22 protein-coding genes are annotated in these 25544 nt (G+C 53.1%); 10 read left to right on the forward strand and 12 right to left on the reverse strand.

All coding sequences use genetic code 11. The annotated features are described in order from the left end of the window. Positions 1–72 precede the first annotated feature (72 nt). Complete coding sequence (locus tag H6F94_RS21515; protein WP_190804294.1) at positions 73–1209, forward strand: ABC transporter ATP-binding protein; 1137 nt, start codon at positions 73–75, stop codon at positions 1207–1209. On the opposite strand, the gene H6F94_RS21520 is transcribed toward H6F94_RS21515, so the two are convergent. Continuing rightward, positions 1139–2206 carry a hypothetical protein gene (locus H6F94_RS21520; protein WP_190804295.1) on the reverse strand — a complete coding sequence of 356 codons (1068 nt, stop codon included), beginning with the start codon at positions 2204–2206 and terminating at the stop codon, positions 1139–1141. The two genes, H6F94_RS21515 and H6F94_RS21520, sit on opposite strands and share 71 nt — an antisense overlap. 330 nt (positions 2207–2536) lie before the next feature. Here H6F94_RS21520 and H6F94_RS21525 point away from each other — a divergent pair, with 330 nt between their 5' ends. Continuing rightward, positions 2537–3577, forward strand: a complete 1041-nt coding sequence (locus tag H6F94_RS21525) for a Fe(3+) ABC transporter substrate-binding protein (RefSeq protein ID WP_190804296.1) — start codon at positions 2537–2539, stop codon at positions 3575–3577. A gap of 114 nt (positions 3578–3691) precedes the next feature. On the opposite strand, the gene H6F94_RS21530 is transcribed toward H6F94_RS21525, so the two are convergent. Continuing rightward, the gene (locus H6F94_RS21530) at positions 3692–4195 is read right to left on the reverse strand and encodes a pentapeptide repeat-containing protein (protein ID WP_190804297.1); all 504 of its coding nucleotides are present in this window, start codon (positions 4193–4195) and stop codon (positions 3692–3694) included. A 98-nt stretch (positions 4196–4293) separates the two neighbouring features. After that, a complete protein-coding gene (locus tag H6F94_RS21535) occupies positions 4294–6084 on the reverse strand; it encodes an ABC transporter permease (protein ID WP_242041315.1) in 1791 nt (596 codons plus the stop codon). A gap of 112 nt (positions 6085–6196) precedes the next feature. Here H6F94_RS21535 and H6F94_RS21540 point away from each other — a divergent pair, with 112 nt between their 5' ends. Then, positions 6197–7819, forward strand: coding sequence for a cation:proton antiporter (locus tag H6F94_RS21540; protein WP_190804298.1), 1623 nt, complete (start codon positions 6197–6199; stop codon positions 7817–7819). On the opposite strand, the gene H6F94_RS21545 is transcribed toward H6F94_RS21540, so the two are convergent. Then, a complete protein-coding gene (locus H6F94_RS21545) occupies positions 7785–8492 on the reverse strand; it encodes a potassium channel family protein (RefSeq protein WP_190804299.1) in 708 nt (235 codons plus the stop codon). The genes H6F94_RS21540 and H6F94_RS21545 overlap by 35 nt on opposite strands. Before the next feature lie 223 nt (positions 8493–8715). Between H6F94_RS21545 and H6F94_RS21550 the strand changes: the two genes are divergently transcribed. After that, positions 8716–9819 carry a potassium channel family protein gene (locus tag H6F94_RS21550; protein WP_242041316.1) on the forward strand — a complete coding sequence of 368 codons (1104 nt, stop codon included), beginning with the start codon at positions 8716–8718 and terminating at the stop codon, positions 9817–9819. A 42-nt stretch (positions 9820–9861) separates the two neighbouring features. Here H6F94_RS21550 and H6F94_RS21555 read toward each other — a convergent pair whose 3' ends face one another. Further along, a complete protein-coding gene (locus H6F94_RS21555) occupies positions 9862–10803 on the reverse strand; it encodes an NAD(+) kinase (RefSeq protein ID WP_190804300.1) in 942 nt (313 codons plus the stop codon). Positions 10804–10987: 184 nt separating this feature from the next. On the opposite strand from H6F94_RS21555, the gene H6F94_RS21560 reads away from it, so the two are divergent. Then, the gene (locus tag H6F94_RS21560) at positions 10988–12142 is read left to right on the forward strand and encodes a hypothetical protein (protein ID WP_190804301.1); all 1155 of its coding nucleotides are present in this window, start codon (positions 10988–10990) and stop codon (positions 12140–12142) included. 31 nt (positions 12143–12173) lie between these two features. On the opposite strand, the gene ruvA is transcribed toward H6F94_RS21560, so the two are convergent. The 6 genes from ruvA to hemL all read right to left on the reverse strand — a co-directional run bounded on the left by ruvA (position 12174) and on the right by hemL (position 17256). After that, a complete protein-coding gene (gene ruvA, locus H6F94_RS21565) occupies positions 12174–12797 on the reverse strand; it encodes a Holliday junction branch migration protein RuvA (protein WP_190804302.1) in 624 nt (207 codons plus the stop codon). A gap of 6 nt (positions 12798–12803) precedes the next feature. Next, positions 12804–13394 carry a CPBP family intramembrane glutamic endopeptidase gene (locus tag H6F94_RS21570; protein ID WP_242041317.1) on the reverse strand — a complete coding sequence of 197 codons (591 nt, stop codon included), beginning with the start codon at positions 13392–13394 and terminating at the stop codon, positions 12804–12806. Positions 13395–13870: 476 nt separating this feature from the next. Then, entirely contained in the window at positions 13871–14950 is a 1080-nt protein-coding gene (locus tag H6F94_RS21575) for a DUF3326 domain-containing protein (protein WP_190804303.1), read from the reverse strand. A 63-nt stretch (positions 14951–15013) separates the two neighbouring features. After that, positions 15014–15208 carry a DUF8621 family protein gene (locus tag H6F94_RS21580; protein WP_190804304.1) on the reverse strand — a complete coding sequence of 65 codons (195 nt, stop codon included), beginning with the start codon at positions 15206–15208 and terminating at the stop codon, positions 15014–15016. 129 nt (positions 15209–15337) lie between these two features. After that, a complete protein-coding gene (locus H6F94_RS21585) occupies positions 15338–15766 on the reverse strand; it encodes a nucleoside deaminase (RefSeq protein WP_190804305.1) in 429 nt (142 codons plus the stop codon). 191 nt (positions 15767–15957) lie between these two features. After that, positions 15958–17256 carry a glutamate-1-semialdehyde 2,1-aminomutase gene (hemL, locus tag H6F94_RS21590; RefSeq protein ID WP_190804306.1) on the reverse strand — a complete coding sequence of 433 codons (1299 nt, stop codon included), beginning with the start codon at positions 17254–17256 and terminating at the stop codon, positions 15958–15960. A 257-nt stretch (positions 17257–17513) separates the two neighbouring features. Between hemL and H6F94_RS21595 the strand changes: the two genes are divergently transcribed. After that, positions 17514–20576, forward strand: coding sequence for a diguanylate cyclase (locus tag H6F94_RS21595; RefSeq protein ID WP_190804307.1), 3063 nt, complete (start codon positions 17514–17516; stop codon positions 20574–20576). Between the two features lie 29 nt (positions 20577–20605). Here H6F94_RS21595 and plmA read toward each other — a convergent pair whose 3' ends face one another. Beyond that, on the reverse strand, positions 20606–21592 hold the full coding sequence (plmA, locus tag H6F94_RS21600) for a transcriptional regulator PlmA (RefSeq protein ID WP_190804308.1): 987 nt from the start codon (positions 21590–21592) through the stop codon (positions 20606–20608). Positions 21593–21904: 312 nt separating this feature from the next. Here plmA and H6F94_RS21605 point away from each other — a divergent pair, with 312 nt between their 5' ends. From H6F94_RS21605 to H6F94_RS21620, 4 genes are read left to right on the forward strand one after another with little or no spacing between them, the layout of a single operon-like run. Then, complete coding sequence (locus H6F94_RS21605) at positions 21905–22786, forward strand: class I SAM-dependent methyltransferase family protein (RefSeq protein WP_190804309.1); 882 nt, start codon at positions 21905–21907, stop codon at positions 22784–22786. After that, entirely contained in the window at positions 22783–23355 is a 573-nt protein-coding gene (locus H6F94_RS21610; protein ID WP_190804310.1) for a CDP-alcohol phosphatidyltransferase family protein, read from the forward strand. Before H6F94_RS21605 ends, H6F94_RS21610 begins: the two co-directional genes overlap by 4 nt. After that, positions 23352–24275: a phosphatidate cytidylyltransferase gene (locus tag H6F94_RS21615; protein ID WP_190804311.1), complete on the forward strand. Its 924-nt coding sequence runs from the start codon at positions 23352–23354 to the stop codon at positions 24273–24275. The genes H6F94_RS21610 and H6F94_RS21615 overlap by 4 nt, the downstream gene beginning before the upstream one ends. 6 nt (positions 24276–24281) lie before the next feature. Continuing rightward, positions 24282–25475 (forward strand): 1-acyl-sn-glycerol-3-phosphate acyltransferase, encoded by a 1194-nt coding sequence (locus tag H6F94_RS21620; RefSeq protein ID WP_190804312.1) that lies wholly within the window; start codon positions 24282–24284, stop codon positions 25473–25475. Positions 25476–25544: the final 69 nt, after the last annotated feature.

The raw sequence follows: 25544 nt of genomic DNA on the forward strand, positions 1-25544 counted from the left end.
CTTTTAGGATGATCCTGAGGACAATCGCCTCTACTAATTGCAAACCAGTTTAGTTAGCTACCCCCAGCCATCATGCCGCAACCAGCCATCCTGGAGCTTCAGCACGTTACCCGGCAGTTTGCTCACAACCTCAGACCTGCGGTGGCCAACTTATCGCTTAGCCTGCCCCAGGGAGATATCCTAGCGATTCTGGGGCCTTCAGGTTGCGGTAAAACAACTTTACTGCGGCTGATCGCAGGTTTTGAGCGTCCAGAGATAGGACAGATTCAGATCGCGGCCCGGCCTGTGGTAGCACTGGGCTGTTGGGTAGAGCCGGAGCTACGCTCAGTGGGCATGGTGTTTCAGGATTTTGCCCTATTTCCCCACCTGACTTTGGCCCAAAACGTTGCTTTTGGGCTGCACAAAATTTGCAAAGGGGATCCTAAAGGCTTAGAGCAAAAAGTGGCAGAGGCTATTGCCCTAGTCGATTTGACCGGCTTAAATAATCGCTATCCTCACGAGCTATCGGGAGGGCAACAGCAACGAGTGGCATTAGCACGGGCCTTGGCTCCCCATCCAGCATTGATTTTGCTGGATGAACCCTTCAGCAATTTGGATGTTGGGGTTCGGCTACAACTCCGCTCCAATGTTCGCGATATTCTTAAACGGACTCAAACTTCTGCAGTGTTTGTCACCCACGACCAGGAAGAAGCATTATCCCTGGCGGATTGGGTTGCAGTTATGCGGGATGGGGTACTGGAGCAATTCGACCGGCCCGAGGTAGTTTACAGCCGACCAGCCTCTCAATTCGTGGCTGAATTTGTAACTCAAGCCAATTTTTTACCCGCCCAATCTTGCGCGGAGGGCTGGCTTACTGAAGTTGGCTGTTTTGTCCTGCCTACCCTAGCTTCAGCTCACATTGCTGGCGATCAAGCTGTGTTGATGGTACGCCAAGAAGATCTCTGCCTGGAAGCCTGTGCTGAGGCTAATGTGGTTATACGCGAGCGACAGTTTCTGGGCCGCGAAAATCGTTACGGCTTACTCACTGCCTCAGGATTGGAGCTATATGCCCGCACCCCTGCCCGTCAAGTTTTAGCAGTGGGAACCCGTGTCCAGTTGCAGCTCAATTGTGAGGGCTTGTATTTGTTTGCCCCTGGCACTAGCCATTCGGTAGGTTCGACCACAACACAACCACTGTCCCCTGCCCATTACGAGTCGGCACCAGGTTGAGATAGCGGGTGAACACACCCTGTTTTACCTCATACACGGGTCCATTTGCATAGTTTTTGATTTCTGAAACAGAGAAGCCTTGAGCCTGGAGAGAAGGGGCCAAAGTTTCGTCAAACAAACGCTTAGGTGTACTGGCCGAAACCAGTAGCAAATCACCTGTAATCCCAGGATTTAAGTTCAGGGTTTGAGTTGAGTTAGTAGCCCAAAATAGCTCTGGCCGTGATAAGTTTTCACGAATAACCTGAGGCTGCTCAACACTCGTTAAATCGTTCAAAATAGTGCTGAGCTTTGTTTTAGCTTGCATCGCCTGCTGCAAGTTCTCAGATGTGAGTGGCTGCGCTGCTAATACGTAAAGCGTGCCTCGCTCTGGAGTGGAAAACAGGCTGAGATATCGCTTCTCACCCCGCTTGGAAAGCTCATACACCCGAATACCAGCATCGTCGTTAACCAGTTGCACCTCGTACCGCTGAGCCTCTAATGACTCTTGAAGGTTGCGAGATACCGAGGTCAGTCGCATTCCTTCAGCCTGCCAGCAGTTGCCTAGACCCTCACAGCCTGACTGAACCCCAGAGACATGGGGAAAATCAGCAAAGGCGGAGACAGGAACTGATGTAGAAGGCGATGGAGTCACAGATGGGGCTGGCGAAATGGTGGCTTTAGGTGAGGCTTTGACAGTAGGGGTTGGAGGTTGGGGGCTGGGAGCTGGAATGGGCAGGACCGATTGAGGCGGCGAGGCTAGCAGCCGAGGGGGAGAAGCTTGAGGCTTAGAGGAAATTGAGGCAGTGTTCCTTGGCTGCACAACTTTAGGTTGTTCGGGAGGCTGTTCGCGAGGTAGTTCGCGCACCCCAACTGTTTCTGGTCCGGGGTCTGGCAGCTTGGGTTCAGGTGAGGGGATCGGCAAGCTTAGCAATATGCCGTGAAACCCTAGAGAGAGCAGCAGGAGCCGGGCTGGGGCGGGCACTCTCAAGAACCGGGACCAGGACTGAAGTTGAAGCATAGACCGAGGAGACTTGTAGGCAAGACTAAACGAATGAAAAACCTTGTCAACAGAATACTGAGTATTTAAACGAAATCTTGAATTGATGACCCTCACCAAGCTTTCTCAAGCAACAATCCAAAGCCCCAAACAGGTCCGTACTGTGCCTTAGAGAAGGTTGCACAAAATCTAAAGCAGGAGGTTGACAGGGATGTCAGCTGCCATTTATTGTCAAGGCTTGAAATAGGCAATTAGGAACTACTTTCATTAAGCGTACGATACCGCAAAGCGAGGCGGCTGCTCAAGCAGCCCCTGATCAGTTGAGAGACAGGAGCAAAATCAGCAAGAACAATGAAAATTACTCGGCGCGTTTTCATGGCCTCTGGCTCAGCGATGGCAGCAGTCGCTCTAGGTCAGTTCAGCAGAGCCAGTGCCCAGACGGGGGTGGTCAATCTCTACTCTGCCCGTCACTACGACACCGATGATGCTCTGTACGAGAGCTTTACTCGCAAGACGGGAATTCGGGTCAATCTGGTTGAGGCCGAGGCTGATCAACTAATCGAACGAATCAAAAGCGAGGGGGCCAATAGCCCAGCTGATGTGCTGATCACTGTCGATGCCGGCCGCCTATGGCGCGCTCAAGAAGCCGGGATTTTGCAGCCCTTCACTTCGCCTAGACTGAAGTCCAGCGTGCCCCGGAGCCTTCAAGAGCCTAGTGGCTTATGGTTAGGGCTCTCCAGGCGGGCGCGGGTGATCATGTACCACAAGGACCGCGTCAATCCAGCGGAGCTCTCAACTTACGAAGCGCTAGCTGATCCCAAGTGGCGTGGGCGCATTTTGGTCCGCAGTTCCACCAACGTTTACAACCAGTCTTTGACTGGCTCCGTGTTGGCTGCGCTGGGACCTCAACGCACAGAGGCCTGGGCTCGCGGCCTGGTTGCTAATTTTGCTCGTGCGCCCCAGGGTGGCGATAGCGATCAAATTCGAGCGGTTGCCGCAGGTGCAGGAGACTTGGCAATTTCGAACACCTACTATTTGGCACGTCTAGCTAAGTCAGACAAGCCGGAAGACCGGGCAGTGGCGCAGAAGATCGGCGTGTTTTTTCCAAACCAACGCGATCGGGGCACCCACATCAATATCAGCGGCGGCGGTGTAGTCAAAACCGCTCCTAACAAAGAAGGTGCAGTCAAGTTTTTAGAGCATTTGGTCAGCCCAGAAGCTCAGGCCGTTTTCGCACGTGGCAACAACGAATATCCAGTCATTTCTGGTGTTCCTCTTGATCCAGTTTTGGTTAGCTATGGCAACTTCAAAGCGGACGAAATGAATGCTGCTGTGTATGGCCGCAACAATGCTGAAGCTCTGCGCCTGATGGATCGTGCTGGCTGGCGCTAGTATGTCTTGTTTATTACAAGTCTCTTGAAGGTTTAAATCAGTGCAATAGGGGTGAGACTAGCTCACCCCTATTGCACTGATTGCCCTTTGATTGCACTGACTAGTGCTATGCGTTTACTGCTGAACGCTGCCGTCTGGTAGAATTGCGCCTTTGAGATTGGCTTTGGCTGCTTTCAGAACTGCCGGATCCACCTTGGCTCCACTCAGATCAGCATCCTGAAGATTGATATTGTTCAAATTCGTGCCCTTTAGTTCCGCCCCTCTCAAGAAGGCACTGCTTAGATTGGCCCCACTCAAGTTGGCTCCACTTAAGTTGGCCGCCGCTAAACCAGCCTGGCTTAAGTTAGCGTTACTGAGATTGGCGTTGCTGAGGTTGGCGCTATCAAAGAAAGCACCGCTGAGGTTGGCATTTGTCAGGTCAGCGCTGCTCAAGTCAGCCCCATTCAGTCGAGTTTCACTGAGGTCTGCGCCGCTAAGCTGAGCTGCTTTCAAGCTAGCACCGTTCAAGTCACATTGCTTGCAAGTTTTCGTTTTTAAGAGTTGCTGGCTGGGGTCGGGTTTGGCACAACCCAGAGCCGCAAAACAGCAAAGCGTCAGAATTAGCGTTTTGAGTTTCATCGAAGAAGTTCAGCAATTAGCTAGGAGGCATCTACCTAGATTAATTGGATCACAAATGGGGCCAGAATCGAGCTAGAAGATAGAACTTATGACCAAGACTAGCGAGCAGCTTGGCGAGACTGGGTAATTTTCCAGCTCAGGAAAATTACTGGAATAATTCCCACGGCAACAATTGCCAAAGCTGGACCTGAGGCTTCAGCTAGGCGCTCATCCGCTGCCAGTTGATAAACCCGTACGGCTAGCGTATCGAAATTGAACGGTCGAACCACCAAAGTAGCTGGCAATTCCTTCAGGACATCCACAAAAACTAGCATGGCAGCGGTGAGCAAACTGCCCCACATCAGCGGCGCGTGAATCTTCACCAAAGTGCTGCTAGGGCTATGCCCCAAACTACGAGCTGCATCATCCAGATTGGGCTTAATCTTGCCCAGACTCGCCTCCACTGTGTTGAAGGAAACTGCTAGAAAACGCACCAAATAAGCAAACACCAGGGCAGTGATCGTGCCGCTAAGTAATAGTCCCGTCGAGATCCCTAAAGTGGCACGCATCCAGGCATCCAGTGCATTATCCAGCCGTCCCACAGGAATAAGCACACCGACTGCAATCACCGAGCCGGGAACCGCATAGCCCATAGCAGCGATCCGAGTTGCCAAGCGCATGCCCCAGTTGGCTTGTAAGCGCAGACCATAGGCCATGAGGACGGCAATGATCACCGCCAAAATAGCAGTAACTGCGGCCAAGACAAAGCTATTGCGTGCTAGCGCCCAAAACCGCTCGTCTAGGGTCTGACTAAGGTTCTCTAAGGTCATACTCAGCAGCAAGACAGCAGGCAGCAAAAATCCCAACAGCAAGGGCAGGAAACAGGCGACCCAGGCCAGCGCCGCTCTGCCCCCTGCTAACAAATAGCCGACGGGTCGGCGTTGAGGCAGGTTGGTTTGGTAGTAGCGAGCTTGGCGGCGAGACCAACGCTCTAGCAAAATCAGCCAGAGGACAAACAGCAACAGCACTGCGGCTAATTGGGCGGCTGCGGCCCGTTCTCCCATGCCAAACCAAGTGCGGTAGATGCCCGTGGTGAAGGTATCGACCCCAAAGTATTGCACCGTCCCGAAATCGTTGAGCACCTCCATGAGCACCAGAGCTAGGCCTGCAACGATCGCCGGTCGGGCCAAGGGCAAGGCAACCGTGGTAAAACTGCGCCAGGGGCCGCAACCCAAACTACGGCTGGCTTCTAGCGTCCGCACGGACTGCTCTAGAAAGGCCACCCGAGCCAGCAGATAGACATAGGGATAGAGCACCAGAGTCAGCATGATAATGGCCCCACCCAGTGAGCGAATATTAGGGAACCAATAATCCCTTACGCTCCAACCAAACAGCTGCCGTAGCCCTGTTTGCACGGGGCCTGCAATCTCTAGCCAATCAGTGTAGGTGTAGGCAAGCACGTAGGCCGGTGCCGCTAGGGGCAACAGCAAGGCCCACTCAAACAACCGACTGCCTGGAAACCGACACAGGGTCACCAGCCAAGCAGTACCTACACCGATTAGCAGGACCCCCGAGCCAACGCCCAGCATTAACCATAGGGAGTTGAGCAGGTATCGCGGCAAAACTGTTGCGGCTAAATGCTGCCAGACCTCAGTGGCAGGCACCAAAATACTGCCTAATACAAACAGAACGGGGGTTGCGATCAAGGCAGCAATTGCAATCACAATCACTGTCCAGCTATTCCAGCCCCAATTCCGGCCCCAGTTGCTACCTGTCCACTGAAGAAGCCCTTTTGGGGACCGCGATGCTGGTGGGGTTGCTTGATCTCGAACTAATTTCGCCATTGCTGCCTTTTCGCGCCCTTCCTTCGTCAAAATATCGTATGCCAGAGCTTCGCCCTCAGCTGCCAACCTACGACCTGTTCAAGCTAGGATTGCAAGTTGGTCTTGGCAGATCTTTCGCAGCTCTATATAGAGTTCGGGGTTACTCTACGCTTAGAAATTATCTCAGCAGGTGTGATCAATGGGTTGGTCTTGGGGTTGGTCTTGGGGACAATCATTTTTGGCAGCCCTTCCCAGTAGCGGTGAGAAAGGAACGGTTTCTGAATTAGTTATTGTTCTGATTATTTTGCTGCTGGTAGCAACAGGGGTTGCGCTGCTCTCAAAGCAATTTCGGATTCCTTATATTACGGGTCTAGTCTTAGCCGGCTTGGCCATTACTGAGCTTTTGCCCCATCGTATTGACCTGGATTCTTCACTCATTTTCAATCTTTTTTTACCGATTCTGCTATTCGAAGCGGCGATTAATACCGACATCAGTCGCTTGCGCAGCACAATCAAACCGATTGCGCTCTTGTCTGGGCCAGGCTTTTTGCTCTGTGCTGGCGTCACTTCACTACTGCTCAAACTAGGCTTAGATCTAGCCTGGGTGCCTACTTTGCTGCTAGGGGTGATTTTATCAACTACAGACACAGCGCTGGTTATTGCTGTATTCAAAGAGGTTTCAGCCTCACCACGCTTAACCACGCTGGTGGAGGGTGAAAGCCTCGTCAATGACGATGTAGCCCTGGTTTTATTTGGTCTGATTTTGATTGCCTATACTACGGGTTCGTTAACACCTCTAGATGCGATTCAGGAGTTTTTAGTTGTCATTGTGGGCGGCACCCTGGTGGGACTCGCCTGGGGCTATTTGAGTGCTGGATTGTTTACTCAAGCGGATGATCCACTCAGTGGCATTCTGCTGACTGTTGCGGTTGCGCTGGGTGCCTTCCAAATCGGGCAATTTTTGGAAGTATCTGGGGTTGTGGCGGTGGTAGTTGCGGGTCTAATCGTAGGCAACTTTGGGCTCTCGCGTAGCACTTCGGCTTCGTCTTTAGTGACCTTATATAGTTTTTGGGAATACGCCCGGTTCGGGGTCAATACCTTTATTTTTTTGCTAATTGGCTTAGAGATTAACCTGATTAGTCTCTGGCAAACTTTACCCGGGGTGCTGCTAGCCCTCATCGCCTATCAGATTGGACGAGCAATCTCGGTCTATCCACTCTTAACACTGGCTCGCTGGCTCGATCGTCCTATTCCAATGAGTTGGCGACATGTTCTTTTTTTCAGCAACATCAAAGGTTCTCTAGCAACAGCCTTGGCCTTGAGTTTGCCAGCGAATCTACCCGAACGGGAGCAATTGATCGCCATCGTATTTGGTGTTGTTTTGATATCTCTAGTCGGACAGGGCTCAAGCTTAGCCTGGTTCTTACGACGTCTAAACATCTCCCATCGCTCTGGAGCGCGTCAACAAATCGAAGAGCTACAGGCTCAGCTGATGACGGCTAAAGCCGCTCAGGATGAGTTAGATAGCCTCTTGAAGTCAGGCGTTTTGCCCAAAGCGATCTATGAAGAGATGCGAGCTACGTATCAGGTGCGAGTCGCTGCTTCTGAGAAACACTTGCGCGATATCTACAACCAGCGACCGGAACAATCACCCACCTTTCAAGGCGATCGCACTGGGCTAGATGCCATTCGTCGTCGCCTACTGCTAGCAGAAAAGGGAATTCTTAATGACGCTTTGCGCAAAGGTATTTTGTCTGAGGAAGTGGTGCAAGAGCGCGTCAACATTCTCAACCAACAACTTCTGAAGCTGGAAGATGATTAGGTTCTAAACCCAAAAAATCGATCATACGGTGCAGCAATGAAGGCTTGGTTACGACCAGGATCGTTGAGCCAGCCTCCAATACAGTTTGACCATTAGGAATGACTAAGTCAGCATGGGGATGATCTTGATAGCCAATAATTAGAGAGCCCGTTGGAAAACGTGGATCTTGAGCCACTTGCGCGACTGTGCGTCCGGCAACATAACACTCTCCAGGCACAGGCAACTTGAGAACTTCGACCTGACCCTGCTCAAAGTGCATCATCGATTGCACCTGGGGATATTCAATCGCATTCACCATCGTGGTCACCGCCAAATCGATCGTGCTGACCACGTGATGGGCCCCAGCAATGCGGTAAGGTTCTTCAAAATCACGATGGCGCATGCGGGTCACAATATGCAAGACACCATAATGTTTTGCCAGCGTCACCATCGCTAGATTCAACGCATCACTACGCAGCACTGCCGCCACAGCATCGGCTTTGCGAATGCCAGCTTCAAAAAGCACATCCGTACTAACGGCACTGCCTTCAAAGGCCATCGCTCCAACTTGCTCTCGTGCATAGCGACAGGCCGTGGGATCAACATCAATCACGGCAACAGTGTGACCTAAGTCCACCAATTGTTGTGCTAGATTCAGCCCGACCATTCCGGCTCCGCCAACTAGAACATACATGGCTATTCCCCTTGCTTACGAGTTCACCCTCCCATCATCCAATAGGCACCAGCAACTGTCACTGCTCGCCACACTAAACCTATGCAGAGGCTTAGACCAGAACTAATCGAACTCAGCCCAACTACATCTCGCCGCAACTACATCTCATCGCAACTACACATCAAACACCAGCCTGCGAACCAGACGCTTAAATTCTGCGTGCGAAAATTGTGAGGCTGTGAATTTGCAATCCTACCTTCGTCTCTTGCCAAACTACACGCCTCTCGAATTCAAATATCGTCAAATTCAGCAGCAGTTGATCTTGGGCGTTTTGGCGCTAGGCGGCGTGGTGTTCCTAGGTACTGCTGGCTATTGCTTGATCGAGGGTTGGTCTCTGCTCGATGCCCTGTATATGACGGTGATCACACTAGCTAGCGTTGGCTTTATGGAGGTCCATCCCCTAACAAGTGCTGGCCGACTTTTCACAATCGGCCTGATTTTGATGGGCGTAATTAGCATTGGCTACATCGTCAATCGGTTCACAGAAGCAGTGATTCAAGGCTACTTTCAAGAAGGGATCCGGCTGAGGGAGCAGCGACGTCTTATGGAATCACTCAGCAGTCACTATATCGTCTGTGGCTTTGGTCGCACTGGCCGTCAGGTTTGCCTAGAATTCGAGGCGGAGGGGGTGCCATTTCTAGTCATCGAATCAATTCCTGATCTGGTGCGTGGCGCGCGGCAATTGGGCTACACCGCTTTGGAAGGCGACGCGACTCTCGATCAAACTTTAGAAGAAGCCCGTATCCATCAGGCCACTTGCATTGTTTGCACCCTGCCGTCTGATGCTGACAACCTCTACGTCACTCTATCAGCCAAAAACCTCAATCCAGAGGTTCGCAGAATCGCTCGGGCTAACTCACCAGAAGCGCTAAAAAAGCTCAAGCAGGGCGGTGCTGATGCGGTCATTTCACCCTACATCACTGGGGGACGGCGCATGGCTGCTGCTGCCCTACGGCCTCAAGTCATGGACTTCATCGACGGGGTGATCTCCAGTAGCAATCGCGCCTTCTATATTGAGGAGTTTCTGGTCGATACAGCGACCTGTCCTGTGGTGGGTCAGACACTCCAGCAAACCGAGTTGCGCTCCCGCACCGGCGCTCTAGTTCTAGCGATTCGGCGAGCCGATGGAACCCTGCTCACCGGCCCAACTGCTGATGCTCAGCTTGCCAATGGCGATCTCCTAATTTGCATGGGGACTGCCGAACAATTGCGTGCTCTCAACAACATTCTCAGCCCCGTCACCTCCTCACCTCGCGTTCCCAAGAAAAAAGCTCGGTGGGTGGAGTAGGCATGACATTAGGCACTTAGTCAGACCCTTCGTGCCTTGCAGCTAGCTTTCGGATGGGTGATGGCCGTTGCGATGGGAATTGCTGAGGTGGATCCTTGCTCCCATCCACTGCAACTTCTCACGCAGAGTTTGGTAGTAGGAATAGTTCTGGCGTAGCACCACGAACTGCGCCTCATGCTTAGACATACGGATATCAACCCGTTGACCAGGCCAGACTGAGGTTGCTAACACACCATCTGCCCACAACTTAGTCATTAACTCCTGATCCGCTAGAGGCCAGACCGTGACTACGACGCCAGGCGGCAGCACAATCGAGCGGCTGGACAGGCTCAAGGGACAGATTGGTGTCACTGTAATCGCATTGAGACCAGGCGAGACAATCGGACCATTGGCAGCCACAGTGTAGGAGGTTGAGCCAGTGGGGGTCGAGACAATCAAGCCATCTCCTTGATACTGATCCACCACCTCGCCGTCGATCTCCATTTCCAAAATTGAACTGGGCAGCCGATCTACCGAAGCAGGCTTGACCACCATTTCGTTCAAACACAAGAAGGTGTCACTGGTCGGCTTGGCCAAGCGGTTGTCCGAGTCGAAGACCTCAGCCTCCAACATCATGCGCCGCTGGATAGCGTAGCGATCTGCGAGTAACCGATCCCAAACCGCCTCAGTATCGCTGCATTCTTCTGAGGACTCGGTCAAAAAACCCAGGTGTCCGCCAGCATTAATCGCCAAAATCGGCACATTGTGAGGAGCCAAATGACGGGCTGCTGCCAAACTTGAGCCATCCCCACCCAACACCACCGCCAGGTCAATGGGTTGACCCGCGGATTCTAGAAACACTGGATAAGGATTGTCGCGGGGACCACTCGGTCCCATCAAGATGCGACAACCCCGGTCTTGGAGCTGGCGGGCGCACTGGTCCGCCCAGCGGCGACTAGTGGCATCGCCCGCTTTGTAGACCACAAGCGCAAAAGATAGCTGCATGGGAGGTGCCGAAATTGCTGTACCTAAATCTTAAGAAGTCAGCGTATTTAGCCAACTCGAAAACTCAAACATTGCAAACTGGCAAGCTGTGGTTCATCATGGCTCTAAGCTTTTCATGATCAGGGATTTGCATAATTCCAGCATCATTGAATAAAGACCAGAAGCCTAAGAGTCCAGAGCAATTATGAGTCAGGCTGACCCAGAAGCGAACCAATGGTCCTCCTTTGAGCTGGTCCCCTTAGAGGCAAGCTCAGGAGCGGTAGCGCCAGAGCTGGTTCAACCTGCTGGGGAAAAGTCACTGGTTAGCATTCGTCCGCTCAACGCCGATGCTGCCGAGCTTGAGGCGCACACTTTCGAATTGCAACAGCGTAACCAGGAGTTAGCCGCAGCCCTGGCCGAGGCGCAAGCCCGCCTGCAGCAGCAACAACAGCACCATGAAGCGATGGTCGGCTCAGAGCGACAGTTGTTGCAGCAGGTGTCTCAACTCAACCACGACCTGGAGCAAAATCAACAGGCGTTCCATCGAATCAAGATTCTAAACCAGTCGCTGAGTGACCAACTCCGAACTGCCCAAGAACGAATCTCAGAGCTAGAGAATCAATACGCGCAGGCACAGCAGTATCTCAGCGAGCAAACCCACTCGCTGCACCAGTATGAACTGACCTGCCAGGACTTGCAGAGTCGCTTACAACGTCAGCAGCGTCATACCTTACAGTTCAAAGCTGCGCTGGAGCGCTGTTTAGAAGTGCCGGGTAGTCCTGTCGCCCAGGCGTCATTGACACCAGGCGCTCAGCCAATTCAGCCCTGGTCTACAGTCGATAGCCCTAATTTGGATCCTCGTCTCCTAGAGATGAAAGAGGCTGTTAGTACTGTCAGTTCCCTCTCAAGTGAGCCTGAGCCACTACTACCATTTCCTCAGGCCCTGCCTCAGCCGTTTAAAGAGACAGCAGGTCAGGCTCGGCCAGTAGTTCAACCAGTAGTTCGGCCAGTAGAGCCAACCCCTGAACCCGGATTTTCTAAGTCAAGGCAACCCGAATCACGGAAACTTGACTCATGGCAACCTAAGACAACGCAACCTGAATTAAGGCAACCCCTTGACACAGGTAGAAAACCAGAGCCAGTAGCCTCTAGTCCAAACACGCCTAGTCCAAATGTGCGATCCGATGCGAGATCTGATCCAGGCAATGCCTCACCAGCCAACCCACCAGCCAACCTGGAAGACACCGCAAACGCTCCATCGCCCTTGATTTACCCTGAGCGTCGGCAACGGGGTCTGAAATCCCTGGCGGCTGTTGACCTGCCCAGCTTTCCGCGGTATCAGAAGCCTGAACCCCAGTAGGGACGCCCTAGCCTCGCTTCTACCATCACCGCTACTGCGCTAGCCAGGCAATCGCTTCGCGGATCCAATCCTCCACGTTGGCATTTTTAGACAACGTTGTTTTGCGGCCTACTGCTTGCAGAGCTTGCACGACCTCAGTGCTGGTGTAGCCTAGGGCTAACAGGGTCATTTCGACATCAGCCTGGATATTGTCAGCAGGGGCACCACTGGGGGCAGTGGTCAAGCCTGCCGCATTACGCCACTCGGCTAGCTTGGCCTTCAGTTCTAGAGCCAAACGCTGAGCAGTTTTGGTTCCCACCCCCGGGGTGCGGGTGAGCAAACGAATATTCTCACTGACGATCGCTTGAATGAGATCCTGAAGCCCCAGAGTGTCGAGCAAGGCCAGAGCCAGTTGCGCCCCAACCCCACTGACGCTGATTAGTTGACGAAAGACATCCCGCTCAGCAGCAGTCCCAAAGCCATAGAGCACCATTTGGTCTTCACGGACCTGGAGGTGGGTAAACACTTGCACAACCTCGCCCACCCCTGGTAACTGGCGCAGCAACCGAGGGGCAACCTGGAGGTCGTAGCCGACTTGATGAACATCCAGGGTGACAGTGGCACGGTTACCATTGGCAACCGCACTGCTCAGACTGCCTTTTAGATAGCCAATCATCCTGCGTCACGCTTGCGCTGGACGACCTAGCTTCCAGCTCAGGCTGGAGACCCAGTTGGTCAAAACATGCGCCACAATGGGCACCAACAGGTTGTGCGTCAGGATGGCGCTCCAGCCTAGGCCCAAACCCACTATGGTTGCCCAAACCACGTAGGGCCACTGCTTAGGGTCACTCAGGTGCAAGATGCCAAAGCAAACACTGGTTACCACCAGTCCTGCTGGCGTCAGGCCCAGTTCTGCGAGCATCACCCCGCGGAAGAGTAGCTCTTCACTCATGCCGGGCAATAGCCCTAACCAGAGCATGTCTGGCAGTAGCAATGGCGATAGCACCAGGTGTAGGTAGTAATCGGCTGAGTCCCGATAGCCAGGCCAGATCCTATAGACACCAGCACTGGCAGCCGTAATCAATAGTCCCAACAACACGCCATTAAGCAGGGCGCTCCACTCCCAGCGGACCGGCAGCATCTGAACCGGCACAAAAAAGGCCCACAGCTTTGCGACTAGCAGCAATACCAGAGCGGTCACGCCCATGGCAATTAAAACTTGCTGCCGAGTCAGGGGCAATTCTGGGGAGTCATCTGGAAGGTTCTGAGTCAAGGTTTTACAACCGCGTTGGTCGGCGACTATGCAATGAATGATATTCCATAAGCTGCTTTTGAACTGGGCAGCTTACACACCCTTTAGGATTGACTGAGCACTCTTCAGGCCTGAGGGGCTGAGGCCGGAGACTCTTGAGAGTTCGTCTTGTTCACCTCAAGGACCTATCGAGCTGATATATCGAGCTGATATACAGACTCGCAACTAGACCCTTATACAGCGCTTACCAGAGCAGGAACAGCAAACAGAGATCAAAGATACCAAAAAATCAACGGGTAGCAAGCAAGTCCTTTACCGGATACTGCCTGTAGGCTCACTCTTTGGCCTTACTATCTGGCTTAGTTATCTGGTCTCACTCTTTAAGGCGGGAATATTCGGACTTGATATCTGGAGTTGGAATTGGAATTGCAATAGTTCAGTTTGCCGCAACTTGCCTCAAGCGCTAGCTCAAAGCGTCCCAAGCTGTGCCTCCAAACCTATGCGCCAACTTGTGCGATGGATGAGACTAAGGGCTGAAGATGAGTTAATTCAGGGCACAGGCTTGTAGGCTCTACACCAGCCCGGTGAGCAACCAGCACCCCCAAAGCTTCCAAGTAGGATTGGACCTTGATGGCGCGAATACCCAGCGCTTCGGGTGGCACCTGCAAAGCAGTTTTATTATCGGATACTGCGATCACTCGTAGATTTGGCCGGTTAGCTAGAGCCAGTAGCGCCCCACCCCCACAGGCACTCCAGGGGGTCAAAATTGCATCAACCTCACTGGCTTGTACATCGCCAGGTTCTGGCAGCCCAGACCCGAACTGGGGGGCTCGGCTCAGGCCCACGAGAACACAGGGCAGAAAGGTGTAGCCTAACTCCTCAGCGGCGGCACGGGGCGATACAGCCGGATCCAGAGGCAAAGGTGTGAGAGCGGGAGCATGGGCACAAGGAACTTGAAATTCGCGCACCACCAAGTGCGAAATGACTGCTTCTGCCCCAGCTAAACCATCTGTTCCCTGACCGTAGCGGTACTGTTGCAGGGCTACACTGTCCGCATCATCAGGAAAGCGCGCTACCACCGCGATGGCCTGCGCCCCAGCCAGCCGGATCAACTGCTCTGCCGCTCGCAGCAAACTGTCGGGTTGCTCGATTGTGCCCCAACTTGCTCCCTGCTCACTGGTTCGCAGGCTCACCCCTAGGGGCTGGTCAGTAATCACATAATCAGCAATATTCAGGCCCAAAGTTGCACGAGCCGCATTCATGACTTGCAAATGACGCAGCTGTAACTCAGGCTCAATCGCTTGGTCAAAGATGACGCCAATGCGGTTCTGATGTACCGGACGCAAAGTCCAACGTCCCGCCGCAAACTGGTCCAAACCATAGCCTTCTACGTAGAGGGCATTGGGCATTGGCCAGTAGAGCTGAGCGCCATTCAGCACATTAGGATGCGTAATCAGGCGATCGGCCACCTGAGCGATCGCCCGCGCTACGGGTAAAGCATCTCCTGCATAGCCTCCCACGGCGGCACCAATACCGGTGGGAACCAGCAGCAGAACGGTGTAAGGCCGTTGAATCAAGGGCTCAATGACTGAAACGAAAGCTAGAACTGAAACTCAACGCTGACTGAAGCCTAGAGGCAGTTAACGCTGGGAGGTTTGTACTTCAACCTGAGTCACAATTGCCTCAACCACAGCTTTTTGCCGAGGCACATCAACATCAGTTACTGCCCAGCGCAGGGGGGTACCCTGTTGTTGCAGTTCAGCTTCAATCGCACGATACATTTCAGCAGGACAGCTTTGCAGATCGATCTCAGCAGTGATGAAGTGTGTGGTCATAAAACCTTAAGGAGTTCAACATAGATTGCGATCGGCGCAGAGCCTGCAACCTCTACCTTGCACCATACCGCATCGGCAACTGTTCCAGCCTCTCTCAGGGGTTGATTTAAGGCTAGTTTAGCCGAGCGGCTAGGGACCAAACAGGGCTAAGCCTTCATCTCTTAGCAGCCCTTGAGTGATTTTGATTGGGGCAAATCCCCGGGCAATCACTTCAGCACAGGGAATATCAATCTGATTTTGACCACATTCAACCAGCTCGTGAATCGAGACACTGAAGACAATCTCAGTAATGCCCGCCCAAACACAAGCACTGGCGCACATCGGACAGGGCTCACCCGTGGTGTAGAGGGTGTATCCCGCTAGCGAAGCGCTTTGCAGTTGTCGGCTGAGTTTACGAATGACATTCACTTCAGCGTGGGCTGAGGGATCATGGTCTCGTCGGCCCGTGTTGTGGGCTTTGGCGACGATTTCATGGTTTTTCACTAAAACTGCACCGTAGGGGTAGTCCCCTTGCTTGGCCTCGGCCAAGGCGACCCTCATGAAGTCTTCAGGACTCATCGCTGTTTAAGTGAAGTTGTCAATGTTAGCTAGACCCATGAACCAGAGCTAGAGCTTGGTAGGGACAAATTCAGCCAGAAGCCCCAACTTGGAGCCTGTCCGCCAAACCTAAATCCCTACCTCGACTCGTTCAGGTAATCTTCGGGACTTTGGACTTGAGGTTTTGAGGCTTGAGCGCTTGGATCTGGAGCCTACAGTTTGGCAAGCACTGCACGAGCGGCCTCCAAAGTACGCTCGACATCCTCATCAGTGTGAGCCAGCGAGGTGAATCCCGCCTCAAACTGGGAGGGAGCGAGGTAGATCCCCTGCTCCAACATGCCCCGATGAAAGCGGCTGAACTTAGCTAGATCGCAGCGTTTGGCATCCTCGTAGCTGTGGACTGGCCCCTCAGTGAAGAATAGGCCAAACATCGCGCCGAGTTGACCGCCGCAGGCAGCATGTCCAGTTTCATGGGCTACTTGCACGAGGCCATCGGCCAGCTTCTTGGTGATCTTCTCTAGCTGCTCGTAGGTGCCAGGGCGATTGAGAATCTCTAGGGTTTTGATGCCCGCAGTCATGGCAAGAGGATTACCCGATAGCGTGCCTGCTTGGTACATGGGACCAGCAGGCGCCACCATTTCCATGATGTCGCGACGTCCACCATAGGCACCCACGGGTAAACCACCCCCGATGATCTTGCCCAAAGTAGTCAGATCGGGCGTGATGCCAAAGCGTTGTTGGGCACCGCCATAGGCTAGACGGAAGCCCGTCATCACTTCATCAAAAACCAGCAGCGCGTTGTGCTCACGGGTGAGTTCACGCAGACCGGCCAAGAAGCCAGCCTCAGGCACAATAAAGCCTGCGTTGCCGACCACAGGTTCTAGAATGACACCCGCGATCTCGTTCGGGTTTTGCTCAAACAGCGCTTTCACTGCTTCCAAATCGTTGTAGGTCGCGGTGAGTGTGTTGGCTGTTGTGGTTTTGGGTACGCCCGGGGAGTCAGGCAGTCCCAGCGTCGCCACCCCTGAACCAGCCTGTACCAGGAACATGTCGGCATGACCGTGATAGCAGCCCGAGAACTTGATGATTTTGTCTCGGCCTGTAAAAGCTCGCATCAGCCGCAACACTGACATGCAAGCTTCAGTTCCTGAGTTAACGAAGCGCACCATTTCGATACTGGGCACTGCCTCGATCACCATCCGCGCCAAGATATTCTCTTGCAGGCAGGGAGCGCCAAAACTGGTGCCCTTATCTAAGGCTTGGTGCAAGGCTCCCAGCACTTCCGGATGAGCATGCCCGACAATGGCTGGTCCCCAAGTGCCGACGTAGTCGATGTATTGATTCCCGTCAACGTCGTAGGCGTAGGCACCCTTAACATGATCAAAAACAATGGGTTGTCCACCCACTGATTTGAAGGCGCGGACCGGCGAACTCACGCCACCCGGCATTAGATCGCGAGCGGCCCCAAAAATTTCTTCTGATCGAACGGTTCTAAAAGCACTACTAACCATGCGCGGCTCCTAGTCTGTTGCCGATCTAGCCTACCGCAGGCAGCTGTGAGATGACGGCTTGACCAGGGGTTGACCTGTAGCATGAGCGCCGATACTTCGGCAATCACTGAGGGCACTCTCGATTAAAGAGTTCCTCAGGCTTCTGTGAAGTTTTCCTAGGAGAAAGCTTTGATCAGAGGATTGACGCACGAGAGCTGCCGAACGCCAAGGGCCTAAAGCAGGAGTGGGATGCAAGTACGCTAGGGACAACTACCGTTATGAAAGCTCTACTGCCCGCTAAGGCTGCAAGATATCAAGCTGCACAGAGGGCGAATAGACAGCTCTTCGGCAAGATAGCAGGCATGTTTAGTTTGGCCTCAGCTCTGCTAGTTGCCATTGGGGCCATCTCGTATCAGAGCACGATTCAACTTGTTGAGAGCTCTGCCCAAATAGAACAAACTCTCCAGACGATTGAGGGTCTTGAAAGCCTCCTCTCAGAGATGAAGGATGCAGAGACGGGACAGCGGGGATATGTTCTCACCGGCACAGAGAGCTATCTAGAGCCCTACAACACTGCAACTCAAAACGTTAAAAAGCAAGTTAGTAAGCTTCAACAAGCTCTCGGATCTGAGCCCAGACAGAAGCAGCAGCTCGATCAAATTGAGACGCTGATTTCACAAAAGCTTGACATTGTTCAAGAGACGATTAAGCTACGTAGGGATGAAAATTTCGAGTCTGCTTTGCAGGTCATTAGAACAAACAGAGGCAAGCTAATCATGGATAACATCCGTGTTTTAGTCGGCGAAGCTAAGGCTGAGCAGAATGAGAAGCTGAGACAACTTCAACAGCGAGACCGGCAAGCAAAAGCCAATGCCAGGAGGACAATTTTTATATTTTCAACGGCGATATTTTTGAGTTCTATCATTATCGTTGTTGCCTACTACCTGATCTATCGTGAGATCATCGAGCGTAAGCGAACCGAAGAGATGCTAGCGCAAGAGCGTGATTTCATTGCCACTATCCTAGATACGGTTGGCGCTTTAGTTGTGATCCTCAACCCTCAGGGACAAATCGTCCGCTTCAACCAAACTTTTGGGCAAATCATTCAGTATTCAGCTTCTGAGATGCAGGGGAAGCATTTCTGGCATTTGTTCTCAATTCCTGAGGAAGTTGAGCTGGTACGAACCAACTTCGAGCAGCTTTTGCAGGGAGAGCATTTGGCGCAACATGAGAACTATTTGGTGCCGAAGGGTGGCAAACGCCGCTTGATCACCTGGTCTAACACTGCACTACTGAATCCAAAAGGGTCTGTAGACTATGTTATTTATACAGGTATCGATATTACAGAGCGGGATTGGATAGAGGCAGAAATTCGACTGCTACAAGTGATTACCCAGGCCATCACTGAATCGGAAAATTTTCCTTCGGCACTTTTGGTGGCGCTCTCACAAGTCTGTGAAGCAACGGGCTGGAATTACGGCGAAACCTGGCTGCCGCATTCGGATGGCACGACCCTAACCTGTGGTCAAACCTGGTGTAACAATGTCTACGGCCAGAGCAAGGCTTCTGGAGACGCGCTAGAGCAATTTAGACAAATGAGCCAGGGGTACAGTTTTGTTCCCGACCAAGGCCTGCCCGGACGAGTCTGGAGTTCCAAGCAACCTGAGTGGATCCAGGATGTTTCAATCCTGCCTGAGGCCCTGTTTATACGGTCCCAAAGTGCGAAAGAATCAGGTCTCAAAGCTGGCTTAGGCGTACCAATCTTAGCCGGTTCTGAAGTACTGGCTATTTTGGTGTTTTTTATGTTTGATTCTCAACCTGAGGACAAACGACTAGTTGAGCTAGTTTCGACCGTTGCTACGCAACTCGGCTCGGTGATTCAGCGTAAGCGAGCGGAAGAGGCTTTACGCCAGAGCGAAGCGCGACTTCAGGCTATTCTAGACAATTCAACAGCTGTGATGTATGTCAAGGATATTCAGGGTCGCTTTACCCTAGTGAATCGCTGCTTCGAAACGCTGTTTCACATCGATCGAGAAACAGTCAAAGGCAAAACTGATTACGATATTTTTCCTTCAGAAATTGCTGATGTATTTCGTAGTAACGATCAACAAGTTCTGTCTGCTAAAGCCCCTCTGCAGTGGGAAGAAGTAGCTCCCCATGATGATGGTTTACACACCTACCTCTCCAGCAAATTTCCACTCTGTGATGCGACGGGGGCTCCCTATGCCGTGTGTGGTATCTCCGCCGATATTACCGAACGCAAGCAGATGGAACAGGCGCTCCAACAGGCCAATGAAAAACTCACAGGTTGGGTCAGTGAACTAGAACTACATAATCGTGAGATCAGCTTGTTGGGTCAAATGAATGAGCTGCTTCAGGCTTGCCTCAGTACAGAGGAAGCTTACGGAGCGATCTCCCGACTGGTTCAGCCCTTGTTTCCAGGGTCGTCGGGTGCAGTATTTACGATTAGTGCTTCTAAAAGGCTGGTTGAAGCAGCTTCAACCTGGGGATCAGCATTACTAAGCCAAAAGCTATTTGCCCCTAATGAATGTTGGGCGCTGAGACGAGGCCGCAGCCACGTGGTCGCTGCTCCTCAGGGTAGTCCGTGTTGCCAGCACCTCCATTCCTCAGATAACCCGCCCTCGGATAATGCTGAGAGTATTTGCGTACCGATGATGGCCCGTGGCGAGGCACTGGGGCTCCTGTACTTGAATTCAGCGACAGGTGGACAGCTCACAATAGGTCAGCAACGGCTAGCCGTGACGGTTGCTGAACAAATTGCCCTAGCCCTAGCCAATCTGAAACTACACGAAACCTTACAGCATCAAAGTATTCGAGACCCGCTCACCGGCCTATTCAATCGGCGCTACATGGAAGAGTCCCTAGAGCGCGAGTTGCACCGCTCCCAACGCAAGCAGCAACCCGTCGGCATCATTATGCTGGACGTGGATAACTTTAAGCGCTTTAACGACACCTACGGTCATGAAGCGGGCGATGAAGTGCTGCGGGAACTCGGTCTATTCCTGCGCAAATACACGCGTGGTTCCGACATTGCCTGCCGCTACGGCGGTGAGGAGTTAACCCTGATTTTGCCCGAAGCTTGCCTGGAGACAACACGGGAACGAGCCGAGCAGTTGCGTGAGGGCATCAAGCACCTACATGTGCAACACCGTCGCCAAGTGTTGGGGGTCGTTACGCTCTCGTTGGGCGTGGCTGTGGTGCCGGACCACGGCTTGAGCAGTGAGGCAGTGCTTCAGGCCGCAGACGCCGCGCTCTATCGAGCTAAAGCCCTTGGACGAGATCGGGTGGTAATCGCCGAGTCCATACCAGTTGCGCCTTGATCTGCCCCAGACCTCGATCATTCTAGAGACTAGAAGCCTAGCTCCCGCTTTAGTAATTCGATTGAGCGCTCGTCGATATAGTTCTTGGCAGGTAGGATCTCAGGTGGACGGATGCGATCATGGCGCGCATCTGCCACAGCTGTTTTCACCGTTTCATAGCTGGCGGGGTCACAAATAATCAAGTCAGCACTGCGGGCAATAGCCCGGATTTTTTGGCTATCGTCCAGGTTGGCAGTTACCACCAGCAGGTCATCGCCGCGAACGCTATGCAGAATCACTTCAGCAGCGCGCAAGATACCACTGCTCAGGCAGACCATGCCCAGGTAGCTGTTGGGTGGCAGGGCGCGAGCGCGTTTGAGCTCGGGGGCGTAATCATGGATATCGACCGCAAACACGCGAACGGCATAGGGTGAAGCCAGTTTCTGCACGGAACCTAGAAAATAACGGCTGGTAACCACAGTGCCAGCGCGAGTTTTCTGCTGCAAGACTTGGACTAACTCTTCGAGGGGCACCAACTGGATTGGCAGATCCAGGGACTTCTGAAGCTCCTGGGCCATGAGATCGCCAGTACCAATATCGCTAGTCGGCGCACAAACTAAGACTTGAGCACTACAGCGCAGGCGCCAGTCAATCTCAGCCAGGAAGAGCTCACGCGCTTGGTTGAGCGTGCACCCTTGCGCCAGCAGTTGATCGAGGCTAGCTTGCACTGTCTTGTAAGCGTTAGGGTTATCCAGCAGGTAGCGCTGGTCAGTAGAGCCAGGGCTAGGGGTATTGTCCTGGCTGCGCACATAGATGCCTGAGCCAGCGCGCGCTTCGACCAAGCCTTGCTCTTCGAGCTGATGATAGACCTTGCTGATGGTGTTGCGATGCAAGCCCGTGCGCATTGCGAGATCACGAGTGCTGGGCAGTCGATGTCCGGGTGGAAACTGCCGTGATGCAATGGCAAAAGAAATTTGATTGAACAGCTGGGTCGAGGCAGGTATCTCGCTGTCAGCCTGGATATGAAATTGAACCATTGCCTATCCTCAAAGCTCTGCTACTAACCTGGTGGTCGCAGCAGGCTCAAATCGAAGCCTGAACTATCTTATTCATAGCCGATTTGCCTGCATCTATGTGCCAGTCTCGCGATTGGCTCACTGGCATAGCACGTTAGCTGGGCTTAGATTGCCCAAGACTGATCTCCGAGACCCAACGCAATTGAGCAGATTTCCTCCCGCGCCAAGCGTTTAGGCTGAATCAGTTTTGGAAGTGGCTCACTGCCCCGCTAAATCCTCATTATTGGAAGACATATTCCTGGAACGGCCTATTTGCAAACCAGGAATTCACGGATGACCACCTATCCCCACCTGCCGCTCACCACGCCTGCTACTGCTAGTAGCACGAGCAATGATGTCACGGCTCCGCCACGTCACGCCCGTCTTGGGGTGCGCCAGCGACTGCTGGGTCTAGGGATTCGCGCCTTGGGTCCCTTAAGTCAGGGGATGCGTATTGGTCTGAGACATGGCTTTGAGTCAGGAAGTTCCCTTGACTACGTGTACGACAACCAGGCGCAAGGTCGGCTGGGCATTGGCAAAGTGCTCGATCGGGCCTATCTCAATCAAACAGGCTGGCGTTCGATCCGCGAGCGCAAAGCAACCTTAAAAGACACATTGCGGGCGCTGGTTGCTTTGCGCTCAGAGCCATTGGTGATTCTGGATATTGCTGCTGGTGGTGGACGCTACCTGTTGGAGTTTTTAGCTGAGTGTCCCGCAGCGCCAGTACAGGTCATCGCTCAAGATCTCGCACCTGCGGGTCTAGAGCGCGGTCAAGCACGCGCTACCCAATTGGGTGTCACAGGGCGAGTACGGTTTCAGACGGGGGACGCGTTCAGCCTCAAAAATCTGCTCAGTATCGAGCCGCGCCCTCAAGTTGTGATCGCCTCTGGCCTGTACGAGATCTTTCTGGATGACCTGCTGATCCAAACCTCGATGAACCAGATTTTCGAGCTTCTGACAGCGGGCGACCTGTTCATCTTTACTAATCAACCCCACCATCCTCAACTCGACGATATTGCTGCACTCCCCAATCGCTTCGGTCAGCCCTGGCAAATGAAGCTGCGCCCTACAGCCCAAATGGAAGGCTGGGCCAGAACTGCCGGATTTGAAATTGTCAGCAGCCGTCCTGCGGACCAAGCGGGCCTGTTCACTCTGACGATTGCTCGCAAGCCATGAACGGTATCTATGCGCTCAAACCAGCCTTCCGCAATGCCCTACGCCCACTCCTGAAGCTGCTCTGGCCGGTTCATCCCGATGTTTTGACTTGGTCAGCGATTGGCCTGTCTGGCCTTCTGGGATTGGCTCTGCACTGGGGGCAGAGCTGGCTGCTAGCCGTGCCCCTGTTGGCTCTACTGCGCACCGTGCTTAATGCTCTCGACGGTTTGCTAGCAGTGGAAACTGGCAAAGCCCGACCTGCTGGAGAAGTGATAAACGAGCTGGGCGATCGAGTTTCAGATTTACTGGTTCTGAGTGGCTTGTGGCGCTGGGTTGACCCCTGGTTGTGGGCTAGCGTGACAGTCACCGTACTGTTGGTAAGCTACATCGGCATTTTGGGCAAAGCCTTAGGTAAGGGACGGCAGTATTCTGGTCCCCTGGGCAAGGCGGATCGGCTACTTCTGATCTCGATCGGCGCATTGTTGAGCCTGTACTGGCCGCAAACCGTTGTCTTTCACTGGCTGCTACTGAGCTTTTTGCCTCTGGGTGTTTTTACAGGGGCCTTCCGTCTCTGGAGCGTGCTGCGATGAACGAGCTGTCTGGGAGTTGGGCTGATTTTACTGGAGGTTTTGCTGGGAGTCCTGCGGGGCTAACGCTGGCGCTAATTGCCGGTTTGATTCTCTTGGCTGGCGGCAGCATTGCCTTAAAGGAACACCTGAGTCAGGAAATTGACTCTGGCTTGCGTGCTCGCTTTGTGAGCTGGCTGTGGATGATACCTCTGGCGCTGGTGCCGGTGGGCGTAGGCGGCTGGCTGTGGGTGTTGGCGGTTGGGCTCCTGATCTTGGCAGCGCAACGGGAGTTCTTCAAGCTGGCTCGGCCGGATTGGAATGTCTGGCCAGTCAGCTTGACGGCCTGTGGCTTGAGCCTAACGACAGCATCATTATGGCCAGATGCCTTCACGCTGCTTCCTCTGGTGCTGATCGTCCTGCCTCTGATTGAGCGTCTGCTGAACCAAGAAAGTGACAACGCCCTACGCGATGCCTCAGTCACAGGGTTAGGACTGGTTCTAATCGGTTGGACCTTGGCCCATTTGATTCCATTGAGGGCGGAAGGCTGGGAGGGCGTCTTAGTCCTTCTGCTGGCAGTCGTTCTCAATGATGTGCTTGCCTACACTGGTGGGCGACTGCTGGGGCAGTACCCTCTGGCCCCCAGGATCAGCCCCAACAAAACATGGGAAGGCTTTCTCTGTGGGATAGCAGCATCGGTCACCGTGTTTGCAGCTCTAGGTTACCTGCTACCACAAATCCTCTGGCAGCGACTGCTGTTCGGTTTGCTCGTTGGATTAGCAGCACCGTTGGGAGACCTAAGTTTGTCACTTCTTAAGCGCGACCTGGCTGTGAAAGATACCGGATCTGTGATTCCTGGACATGGAGGGCTGTTGGATCGACTTGATTCCCTGATCTTGAGCGCTCCACTGTTCTTCTATCTGTTGTGCTGGATGGCAGGCTAGCGGACTATGACCGACTTTTATCCTCCTCGGCTCGATCCTCTCTTCGTGCGTCTCTGCCAGAGTGTCGCACCCTGGTTGGGGCACTGGCAGTACCGCATGGATTTGCAAGTGGATCAGGCTTGTCTGGATCGGCTGAATCATGTGCGCGATCACCGGCTGCTGCTCCTGCCCAATCACCCTACTTATCACGATTGGATTGCAGTCTTTCTGCTCTCAGCACGAGTGGGAGAAGTCTTTCACTATATGGCTGCTCACGAGCGTTTTAAGGGCTCCGAAGGCCGTTTTCTACAACGCATGGGAGCCTACTCGATCAAACGAGGGCTAGCAGATCGCACTAGTGTTGCCTACACGATGGAACTGCTGATGCAGCCTGCCTGTCGTTTAGTGATTTTTCCAGAAGGGGGCTGCTCATTTCAGAACGACACGGTGATGCCATTTCGAGCTGGAGCGGTACAGATCGCCCTGCAAGCTATGAGCAAACTGGTGAAACGGGGCGAACCTCTGCCTGATCTCTATACAGTGCCGATCAGCCTCAAATATCGCTACACCAGTGATATGGGTCAAGCAATTCATAACACACTAAGTCGATTGGAGCAGGCCCTTCAAATTACCCCTACTGGCTCAGAGTTTTACCTGCGCTTACGGGCGGTTGCGGAGCGGGTTATGGTGAGCTTTGAGTGCGATTATGACCTGCATTCTGTCGGTATTGAGCATCTTTCTTGGAACCAGCGGATCCCCCGGATCAAACAGCATGTACTGGAAGCCTGTGAACAAAAACTAGGCCTAGTTACCGCCGCTAACGAACCCATGCGCGAGCGCGTTTATAAACTGCAACATGTCTTAGAAGCAGAGGCCGAAACTCTGGGTGCACAGGATGCCTGGACCTATGAATCCATCCATAAAGCAGCGGCTCGCCTGCTCAATTTCGATGCCATTTATGATGGCTATGTTGCGGCGGCACCGACACCAGAACGTTTCTTAGACACGCTCGTCCGGCTAGAACGGGAGGTGTTTGCCATTGGTCAGCCAGTGCCGAAAGGTCATCGCAAGGTGATCATTCACATTGGCGAACCGATCAATCTCAAAGATCACTTTCAGCAGTATCAAAAAAATAAATCCAGCACGGTCAATGCAATCGTGCAGCAACTCCAGCAGACCGTGCAGCACAATTTAGAGGTTGGTTTAAAGGCCAATTGCTAAGTGAAACGCCTGTTTAGGCACTGCCTTTAAGAGTTCAAGAGTCCTTGAATTTTTAGCAGAACCAACCAG

The sequence above is a fragment of the Leptolyngbya sp. FACHB-261 genome (assembly GCF_014696065.1).
In the GTDB taxonomy this organism is placed as follows: domain Bacteria; phylum Cyanobacteriota; class Cyanobacteriia; order FACHB-261; family FACHB-261; genus FACHB-261.